The sequence below is a fragment of the Burkholderia sp. LMG 13014 genome, from assembly GCF_905232215.1.
In the GTDB taxonomy this organism is placed as follows: Bacteria; Pseudomonadota; Gammaproteobacteria; order Burkholderiales; family Burkholderiaceae; genus Burkholderia.
In genome coordinates, this window is record NZ_CAJNKE010000213.1 from 1 (window position 1) to 9,552 (window position 9,552).

At 66.2% G+C, this 9,552-nt stretch carries 9 protein-coding genes; 2 read left to right on the top strand and 7 right to left on the bottom strand.

Features of this window, described 5'->3' with window-relative positions; genetic code table 11:
• The first annotated feature begins 64 nt into the window (after nt 1–64).
• On the top strand, nt 65–886 hold the full coding sequence (locus JYJ84_RS20240; protein WP_122948640.1) for a glycine betaine/L-proline ABC transporter ATP-binding protein: 822 nt from the start codon (nt 65–67) through the stop codon (nt 884–886).
• Between the two features lie 50 nt (nt 887–936).
• On the opposite strand, the gene JYJ84_RS20245 is transcribed toward JYJ84_RS20240, so the two are convergent.
• The 3 genes from JYJ84_RS20245 to JYJ84_RS20255 all read right to left on the bottom strand — a co-directional run bounded on the left by JYJ84_RS20245 (nt 937) and on the right by JYJ84_RS20255 (nt 2,910).
• Nucleotides 937–1,320 carry an immunity 22 family protein gene (locus JYJ84_RS20245; RefSeq protein WP_174956758.1) on the bottom strand — a complete coding sequence of 128 codons (384 nt, stop codon included), beginning with the start codon at nt 1,318–1,320 and terminating at the stop codon, nt 937–939.
• A gap of 242 nt (nt 1,321–1,562) precedes the next feature.
• The gene (locus tag JYJ84_RS20250) at nt 1,563–2,126 is read right to left on the bottom strand and encodes a hypothetical protein (RefSeq protein WP_174956759.1); all 564 of its coding nucleotides are present in this window, start codon (nt 2,124–2,126) and stop codon (nt 1,563–1,565) included.
• Between the two features lie 76 nt (nt 2,127–2,202).
• Nucleotides 2,203–2,910: a hypothetical protein gene (locus JYJ84_RS20255; RefSeq protein ID WP_175218987.1), complete on the bottom strand. Its 708-nt coding sequence runs from the start codon at nt 2,908–2,910 to the stop codon at nt 2,203–2,205.
• A 109-nt stretch (nt 2,911–3,019) separates the two neighbouring features.
• On the opposite strand from JYJ84_RS20255, the gene JYJ84_RS20260 reads away from it, so the two are divergent.
• Nucleotides 3,020–3,922 carry a LysR substrate-binding domain-containing protein gene (locus JYJ84_RS20260; RefSeq protein ID WP_175218989.1) on the top strand — a complete coding sequence of 301 codons (903 nt, stop codon included), beginning with the start codon at nt 3,020–3,022 and terminating at the stop codon, nt 3,920–3,922.
• Between the two features lie 39 nt (nt 3,923–3,961).
• On the opposite strand, the gene JYJ84_RS20265 is transcribed toward JYJ84_RS20260, so the two are convergent.
• The 4 genes from JYJ84_RS20265 to JYJ84_RS20280 all read right to left on the bottom strand — a co-directional run.
• Nucleotides 3,962–5,629, bottom strand: coding sequence for a GMC family oxidoreductase (locus tag JYJ84_RS20265; protein ID WP_175218991.1), 1,668 nt, complete (start codon nt 5,627–5,629; stop codon nt 3,962–3,964).
• A 15-nt stretch (nt 5,630–5,644) separates the two neighbouring features.
• Nucleotides 5,645–6,862 carry a mandelate racemase/muconate lactonizing enzyme family protein gene (locus JYJ84_RS20270; RefSeq protein WP_175218993.1) on the bottom strand — a complete coding sequence of 406 codons (1,218 nt, stop codon included), beginning with the start codon at nt 6,860–6,862 and terminating at the stop codon, nt 5,645–5,647.
• A complete protein-coding gene (locus tag JYJ84_RS20275; RefSeq protein ID WP_175218995.1) occupies nt 6,859–8,196 on the bottom strand; it encodes a nitrate/nitrite transporter in 1,338 nt (445 codons plus the stop codon). Before JYJ84_RS20275 ends, JYJ84_RS20270 begins: the two co-directional genes overlap by 4 nt.
• Before the next feature lie 132 nt (nt 8,197–8,328).
• Nucleotides 8,329–9,552 (bottom strand): aldehyde dehydrogenase family protein (locus tag JYJ84_RS20280; RefSeq protein WP_205189405.1); only part of this gene is annotated, 1,224 nt, incomplete at its 5' end.

Below are 9,552 nucleotides of genomic sequence, written 5' to 3' on the forward strand. Positions count from 1 at the left end.
AGTCGGCGGGCGTCGATTCGAATCAGGCGACGCAGTCGTCGCGTGCATAGGAACGGAGACAGACATGGCGACCATCGACGTCAAACACGTGTACAAGCTGTTCGGGCCGCAGGCCGCGCATGCGCGCGTGCTCGACCTGCTGCGCTCGGGCAAGCGCAAGGCCGACGTGCTGGCCGAAACGGGCTGCAACGTCGGGCTCAACGACGTGAGCCTCGGCATCGAGTCGGGCGAGATCTTCGTGATCATGGGGCTGTCGGGTTCCGGGAAATCGACGCTCGTGCGGCACTTCAACCGGCTGATCGAGCCGACGGCCGGCGAGATCGTGATCGACGGCAGCGACGTGATCAAGCTCGACGCGCACGGGCTGCGCGAGCTGCGCCGCTTCAAGGTCAGCATGGTGTTCCAGAACTTCGGGCTGCTGCCGCACCAGACCGTGCTCGACAACGCTGCGTATGCGCTGCGCACGCGCGGCGAGAAGCGGCATGACGCGGCCGAGGCCGCGCGCAACTGGCTGACGAAGGTCGGGCTCGACGGCTATGGTGATCATTATCCGGACGAGCTGTCGGGCGGGATGCGGCAGCGTGTCGGGCTGGCGCGCGCGCTGGCGGCGGATACCGATGTGCTGCTGATGGACGAGGCGTTCTCCGCGCTCGATCCGCTGATCCGTACCGAGATGCAGGATCAGCTGCTCGAATTGCAGGCGACGCTGTCGAAGACGATCGTGTTCATCACGCACGATCTCGACGAAGCGCTGCGCATCGGCGACCGGATCGCGATTTTGCGCGACGGCACGCTCGTGCAGGTCGGGACGCCGGACGATATTCTGTCGCGGCCGGCGGATGAGTATGTGCGAAGGTTCGTGGAGAAGCGGTCGAGTGTGAATTGACGCGGGAAGCGACACGAAAAAGGGTGGCACAGGGTGCCGCCCTTTTTTGTTCATGCGGGCCGGGCCGACGTCAGGCCGGTGCGCGTATCGAATTCATAGGCACCCACGTAGTCGAGCGAAGCGTTTTCCGGCGTCGTGACGACGTTGGGCGAGTACACGCCGATTGCACTGTCGGCGACGAGGTCGGCAGGAACGGCATGTACCCATGCCGATTCCCAGGAAGCGCCACGCAGCAATTGCTGGACGGGAACGGGATCGCCGCGATGAATGGCCTCGATGCATCCCGGCTCGTAGCCGCGCAGCCCGACTTCCGTCATGAACGCCGAAGGAATACCGTCGCCGTCCTCGGTGTACCGCTCGTCGATGAACGAGCGCATCTCCGCGAACGAGCGGAATCGGCCGCTGGAAATGAACAGGTGAACGGTAACGATCATCGGTGACCTCGTCGGGCGTGAGGTGGCGGGCGGGGAGCGCCGGCGCACGCGCACGATGATACGCGCGCGCGATGCCGGGCGCCTCACTGCACGACCGTCTCGCCCCGCAACACATTCGCCGGAATCAGGTCAGTGCCCTTTCTTCGAGACTGGCATCGCTGGCATGTTGACGTTGCCTGACGTGATGTCGGGGACCACTGAGGCATCGACGGTCAGCGAGCCCGGACCGGCGCAAAGCGGCATTACTGGCCGCTGCCGGACACGGTCGACGCGATGACGGTCATGTCGAGATGTCGCACGCCATACGGGCCGACCAGTTCGTTGACGCGAACGACGCCCGACACCGCACCGTCGGGAAGGTCGAGGTCGCGATTGCAGACGAGCGCAGGTGAGCCGAGGCCGGGGTCGGCGAAGGTGATGCGGTATCCGCAGCCTTTCGTCTGGTGGGCGCCCGGCACGAACGCGGCGTCGAAGGACTGCGGCGAATGCGAGGTTGCCCTGACCAGCAGCAGGAGTGAGAGCTGGCCGGATATCATGCCGAGCCCGCCGCACATGAAAGCGGCGATCAGCAGATCCCTGATCGAGCTCTTCGTTCTGAGATCGCGCGAGAAATGCACCCCGAGCAGCGCAAAGGCGATGATGGACGCTATGCGAATACGGTTTGCGCCGGGCCAGTCGCCGACCGTGCAGTGCCACGTCAGTGGCAGCGTAACGAACCCCACCAGCATCGGCACCAGGACTATGGCGGGGAAGGCAAGCGCGTGCGCTCGCGTGATGTATTTTTTCGGGGTTTGCGGGGTGGCCATCGGAACCGGAGCCTGCTGCATCTGATCGGAATGTTCCGCGCATTATGACCGACCGGCGGCCCGTGGCCAGGTGTGGCTACGGCTCGATCGAGCCATACCGCGGATAGCGCCCGCTTCCGTAATTGTCAGGTATCCTGCATTTCTGGTAGCTCTGCATCAGCCGGAACGCAGCCTTCTCCCGATCCGTCTCGTCGCCTTCCTGAAGCCAGAGCGCATGGCTTTTCTCCGCAAGCACGACGAGCAGGCGCCGCCTGGCGGCCGACAACGCCGAACGATCCAGCAGGTCGCAGACGAGATTGGCCGTGACCACGCCGAACAACCGGTGGTGCTCATGGCAGTCGCTGGACGCGATCAGGTGCATCGCTTCGGCGAAGGCCGTTTCTGCTTCCGCTACCGATCGCTGCAGCGTGATCGCGGGGAGCGCAAGCGCCGTGATGTAGACGCGATCGTCGGCGTCGAACCTGTCGAGTGACGCATTCGCGTCCTCCAGTCGCTCGAGTACCGCATGCTGGCGGTCGATGCGCCGGAGCGAGTCGGCCGGTGCATCCTCGTGCGCGTCTACGAGTTGGTCGAGATAGCCCATTCCCGCCTGCCAGTCGCCGAGATGCTCGCCGAAGACGTGCGTCGCGAGCGCCGCCAGTTCGACGAGATCCTCCGCATCCATCGGGAACGCAAGTCGCTCCCGCAAGCGCGCGGCGACCGCGGTCGGCTGCTTCGTATGGTCGTGCCAGTCCCGTAACAGCGACTCGCGTAATTGCTCGTCGTGCTCCTGCGTCGTCTCCATGCGTTCCTCCGTTCGGTTGCTCGAATGGTAGGAGCGGGATTGGCGTGTGTACAGTGCAGGTTTGGCAGATATATGATGCATCCGATGCAAATCTGCGAGGAGCGCGGCATTGAACCGGATCGACCTGAACCTGCTGCTGGCGCTGAAAGCGCTGATCGACGAGGAAAGCGTGTCCGGCGCGGCACGCAGTCTTGATCTGAGCCCGTCAGCGATGAGCCGGACCCTTGCCCGTGTCCAGGACGCGATCGGCGACAAGGTGCTGGTGCGCGCGGGAAAGGGCATGGTGGCGACCGAAACGGCGCGGCGGTTGAAGGAGCCGCTCGACCGCATCCTGCAGGATGTGGAGCTGTTGCTTGGCGCACAGCACCGGTCGATCGACGCGCAGCGCGTGTTCAACATCAGCGCGAACGACGGGTTCATCGATTCGTTCGCGGTACCCATCATCGCGCACGCGCACGATGCATGGCCGCATGCAAGGCTGCGCTTCCTGCCGAAGCACGAGAAGACCGTGGCGCGCCTTCGCAGCGGGGAAGTCGATATCGAAATCGGCGTGGTCGGCGAGACGGGGCCGGAGATCATGATCCGCAAGCTGTTCGACGACCGCATGGTCGGCGTGCTGCGAAAGGGCCATCGGCTGGCGCGGCGCCGGATGACGCTCGATGCTTATCTGTCCGTGCCGCACATCAGCGTGTCGCGCCAGGGGCGCTTTCACGGGCCGATCGACGATGCACTGAGCGAGCAGGGGCGCGAGCGCAACGTCATCGCGGTGGTGCCGAACTTCAAGTCGGGCATCGAGCTCGCCCAGCGCTCGGACTGGATCGCTCACGTGCCCGAGAAGCACACCGCCCAGGCCCGGCAGGACGTCGTGACGTTCGACCTGCCGGTCGCGACCCCCGCGCTCGCGATCTCGATCATGTGGCATCCGCGCTTCGAACGCGACGCGGTGCATGCCGGGCTGCGGGACCTGATCGTGAACGTGTGCAGGCAGGTCGTGGACGCCACGAGCCGCTGATGTTTGGCGGTGGCGACCATCGAACCTGCCGGAACCGCGTCACTGTACGACGGTCTCCCGTTGCGTCGAGTGCAGGCCGGCCATCTCCGCCGTCAACGCATCCGCCAGAATCAGATCCGCGCCTTTCTCCGCGACCATCATCGTCGGCGCGTTGATGTTGCCCGACGTGATGTTCGGGAACACCGACGCATCGACGATCCGCAGCGCCTGCAGCCCGTGCACGCGCAGCGATGCATCGACCACCGACGTCGCCGCGTCGGGCCCCATCGCGCACGAGCCGCACAGGTGGTAGATCGAACCTGACTGCTCGCGGAAATACTGCAGCATCGCCTCGTCGGAATCGACCTGCGGCCCCGGCGAGATTTCCTCGAGGGTCATCGATTTCAGCGCGGGCGCACGCATCAGCGCACGAATCACCTTGCTGCCCTGCACGGCCTCATCGAGATCCTTCTGCGTGGTCAGCGCGTTGATGTGGATCTTCGCGGCCTCTTCCGCGCGGTTCGACGCGATCTCGATCGCGCCGCGACTCGTCGGCCGGCACGGGTTGAATGCGATCAGGAAGCCGGAATAAGGCTCGGGCTTGATGCTCGCGCGATCGCTCTTCGGGATCCGGTACGACAGCGGGTTGAAGTACAGCTGGAGGTTCGGCTCCGGTGCGCCGTCCGTGCCGCGGAAGAAGCCGCCGGCCTGGTTCACGCTCATCGCGAGCGGGCCGCGCTTCGTCAGCAGGTAGCGCAAGCCGATCTTCATCTTGCCGATGAGCGTACCCATCTCGTCGTTCAGCGTCGGCCGGTTCGCCTTGAAGTAGAAGCTCACGCACAGGTGATCCTGCAGGTTGCGGCCGACGGCCGGCAGCGCATGCACGAGCGGCACGCGGTGGCGCGCGAGCAGCGCCGGATCGCCGACGCCCGACAGTTGCAGCAGCTTCGGCGTATCGACCGCGCCGGCCGCGAGGATCACCTCGCGCGCGGCGACGAGCGTCTCGTCGCCGTGCTCGCCCGCGACGACCACACCGGTCGCGCGCATGCCGTCGAACGTCACGCGCCGCACCAGCACGCCCGAGCGCAGCGTGAGGTTCGTGCGGCCCAGCGCGGGACGCAGGTACGCGAAGCTGCTGGAGCAGCGTTCGCCGTGCTTCGTGTTCAGGTCGTAGATGCCCGCGCCTTCGAACTGCGCGCCGTTGAAATCGTCGGTGCGCGGCAGGTTCAGCTGGCTGCAACCCTTCAGGAACTCGTGGACGATCGGATGCACGTCGGCCTTCATCGACGTGATGTGGATCGGCCCGGTCGAACCGTGATGCTGCGGATCGGTCGCGCCGGCCGCGTGGGTTTCGAGCTTGCGGAAGTACGGCAGCACGTCGTCGTACGCCCAGCCCGGATTGCCGGCGTTCGCCCAGTCGTCATAGTCGCTGCGCTGGCCGCGCACGTAGACCATCGCGTTGATCGAGCCCGACCCGCCGACCACCTTGCCGCGCGGGCAGTACAGCTTGCGGTCGGCGAGCTGCGCCTCGGGCTCGCTGTAGTACATCCAGTTGTAGCGGCGGTTGTAGTAGGTCTTCGTGAAGCCGACCGGCACCTTGAACCAGAACGACGCGTCGCGCTCGCCCGCTTCGAGCAGCAGCACCGAGTGCCGGCCCGCTTCGCTCAGGCGGTTCGCGAGGATGCAGCCGGCCGAGCCCGCGCCGACGATGATGTAGTCGTAGCTCATGTCTGTCCTTTGCGCTCAGCCCTTCGCGGGGGCGAGATCCTTCACGTCGACGGGGTGTTCGCCCATCTGCAGGTGCAGCCGTTCGCCGGTGTACGGCGTGTGGCGCTTCACGACGTCCATGTCGAGCTCGATGCCGAGGCCCGGCTCGTTCGACGGGATGATGTAGCCGTCTTCCCAGCGGATCGGCGTCTTCACGACCTCCGCGTGGAAACCGCCCCACGTCATGATGCTTTCCTGGATCAGGAAGTTCGGCGTGCAGGTCGCGAGCTGGATGCTCGCGGCCGCACCCACCGGGCCGTTGTACAGGTGCGGCGCGATCTGCGCGTAGTGCACTTCGGCGAGCGTCGCGATCTTCTTCGCTTCGAGCAGGCCGCCCACGCGCGCGACGTTCAGTTGCAGGATCGACGCGCCACCGGCTTGCAGCAGCTTGTGGAATTCGTACTTGGTGGTCAGGCGCTCGCCGGTCGCGATCGGAATCGACGTGTGCTTCGCGACTTGCGCGATCGCTTCTTCCTGGCCGGGGGGAACCGGCTCCTCGAACCACAGCGGGTCGTATTTCTCGAGCCGCTTCGCGAGCCGGATCGCCGACGACGGCACCATCTGCCCGTGCGTGCCGAACAGCAGGTCGGCCTTGCTGCCGACGGCTTCGCGCACTTTTCGGCAGAACGTCTCGCAGCGGTCGAGCACTTCGAGCGAGAGCTGGTGGCCCGAGTAGGCTGTGTACGGGCCGGCCGGGTCGAACTTGACGGCCGTGAAGCCGAGCTTCACGTTCTCGGCCGCGCATTCGGCGGCGAGATCGGGATCGTCGTAGTCGTATTCGCCCTTCGCGTTCTTCGGGTACAGGTACGTGTACGAGCGCAGCCGCTCGTGGATCTTCCCGCCGAGCAGTTCATATACGGGCTTGCCGGCCGCCTTGCCGATGATGTCCCAGCACGCCATTTCGAGGCCGCTGACCACGCCCATCATCGTCAGGTCCGGCCGCTGCGTGAAGCCGCTCGAGTAGGCCTGGCGGAACAGCCGTTCGACGTGATACGGGTCGCGGTTCAGCAGATGGCGTTCGAACACGTCGTCGATGATCGGCGCCATCGCCTTCGGGCCGAACGTCGCCGAGTAGATCTCGCCGACGCCTTCGATGCCGTCGTCGGTCTTCAGCTTCACGAAGATCCAGTACATCCCGCCGACATGCGGCGGCGGCACGGCGACGATATGGGTTTCGAGCGAGACGATCTTCATGCGGACTCCTGGATACGGTTGAGGCGGTATTTGAGGATGGCGGCGGCGCCCGCGCCGCACAGCGCGATGGCCGCGATGTAGCCGAAATAGAGCTGGTAGCCGTGTGCGCCCGGGTAGGCCTGCGTCACGTAGCCGTTGATCAGCGGCACGAACACGTCGGGTGAATAGCCGAGCACGGAGATCAGGCCGATCGCGAGGCCCGCGCAATGCGTCGGCACCTTGCAGTCGTCGAGCAGCGACCAGTACAGGCCGCGGATCGCGTAAGTGAGGATGCCGATGAACAGCACGAGCACGACGAGCATCGCCTGCGGGCTATGAGCCGGTGCCGCGATCAGCCCGACGAGCGACAGCGCGGCGAGCGTGAGCGCCCAGAACAGCACGGACACCTTCGACACGCGATCGCCGAGGAAGCCGCCGCCGATGCCGCCGACCGGGCGCATCCACAGCTTGAGCGTCGTGATGAAGCCGGCCGCCGTCGCGCTGAGCCCGAAATTGCCTTCGTGCAGATACGCGGAGAAGCTGTAGGTCGCCCAGAACACCTGGTAGCCGCAGAACACGATCGCGGCGACGAGCCACAGCTCGGGGATCGACGCGAGTGTCTTCAGGTCGGTCAGCACGTTGCCTCGGCGGTCGCTACCGTTGCGGCGCTGTTGCGCGGCCGTGCGATCGCTCGCGTGCGACGGATCCTTCACCAGCGCGAGCAGCACGCCGAGCGCGATGCAGACGAACGCGTACAGGTGCACGACGAGCCGGAAGCCGGCTGCATCGGTGCCGCCGTGTGCCTGCGTCACGTACGCGAACAGCGTGATCGCGATCGTTGCGAGCAGCGCCTCGACGAGCCCGCGGCCGCCGTCGAGCAGGCCGAAGAAGCGACCCTGTTCGTCGGGGCCCGCGATCATGTTCACGCGCTTGATCACGGCGGCCCAGAACGTGAGGCCGGTGGTCAGCCCCCAGCCGCCGAAGATCAGCACCAGCGTGTCGAACGACGGCCCGGTCGCGTAGACGAGCCCGAGCGCGCCGGTGGCGAGCAGCGAGAAGCAGATCAGCCAGCGCGGCGACAGGCGGTCGGCGAGCCAGCCGCTCGGCAAATAGCTGATCAGGAAGATCGTGCCGAGCGACGAATACAGGTAGCCGAGCTGCACGTCGTCGATACGGAAGAACTGCAGCATCGTCGGCTGGTACACCTGCCGCAGATACAGCATCGGGTAGATCGCGCCCGCGGCGATCACGAGCAGCAGCAGTTGCAGGTAGCGTTGCGTGCGCGAGCTTTGCGACGCATGTGCGTCGTCGTGCAACGCGAGCGACGCGGCGGGCGTCGACGGTTGGGTCGGCATGATGTCTTCCTCCATCAGGCGTCCTTGATGCGGAGGCCTGCAGATTTCTTATGTTCTGGTTGGGTCAGGGGCGGCGCGCGCGGCGTGGTGTTCTAGTGCGCGCGCCGGAAACGGAGCGTCGGTGCGGCGGCGTCAGTACTTCATGACGACGAGGCGCGTCTGCGTGAATTCGAGCATCCCGTGCTTGCCGTCGTCGCCGCCGAGGCCCGAGCGCTTCCAGCCGGCGTGGAAGCCCTGGTACGGGTCGGCCGGTGTGCGGTTCACGTACAGCTCGCCGGCTTCGATCGCGTTCGCGACGGTCATCGCGGTGCGGTAGTGCTCGGTGTAGAGCACCGACGACAGGCCGAACTGGTGGTCGTTCGCGTGCGCGATCGCTTCGTCGATCGTCGTGTAGCGCAGCACGGGCATGACCGGGCCGAAGGTTTCCTCCTGCACGATCTCCATGTCCTGCCGGCAGTTCGTCAGCAGCGTGGCCGGATAGAAGAAGCCCGGGCCGGCCGGGATCACACCGCCGGTTTCGAGCGTCGCGCCGGCCGCGATCGCACGTTCGACCATCCCGTGGATGTGCGCGCGTGCCGATGCGCTGACGAGCGGGCCCATCCGCGTGGCGTCTTCCGCACGGTCGCCGCTGCGCACGGCCGCCATCTTCTCCTTCAGCAGCGCGACGAAGCGGTCGTGCACGCTGTCGTGCACATACACGCGCTCGATCGCCGTGCAGAGCTGGCCGCAGTGCGTCGTCTTCGACGCGACGAGCGCAGCGGCCGCGCGTTCGAGGTCGGCGTCGGGCTCGATGATTGCGGGCGTCTTGCCGCCGAGTTCGAGCGACGGCTTCGCGATGTTCGCCTTGCAGTAGTCGAGCACCTTGCGGCCCGCGTTCACGCTGCCCGTCAGCGTGATCATGCCGACGGCCGGGTGCGTGCACAGCGCCTCGGCCGTCGCGTGATCCATCGTCAGGATGTTGATGACGCCCGGCGGGAAGCCGGCATCGTCGGCCGCCTTCGCGATCTCGAACGCTGACACCGGCGTGTGGTTGCTCGGCCGCACGACCACGGTGTTGCCGGCGATCAGCGCGGGCGCGACCTTGCGCAGCAGCGTGTAGACGGGATAGTTGAACGGGATCAGGCACGCGACGACGCCGATCGGCTCGCGCTGCAGGAACAGGTTTTCGTCGGGCGTGTCGCTCGGGATGATCTCGCCCTCGATCCGGCGTGCCCACTCGGCGTGGTAGCGCGTGATCTGGCCCGCGTAGACGGCTTCGTTCGACGCGTCCTCGACGCTCTTGCCGGATTCCTGCGCGAGCGCCGCGCCGATTTCGGGCGCGCGTGCGGTCAGTGCGTCGGCGAAGCGGTGCAGGTA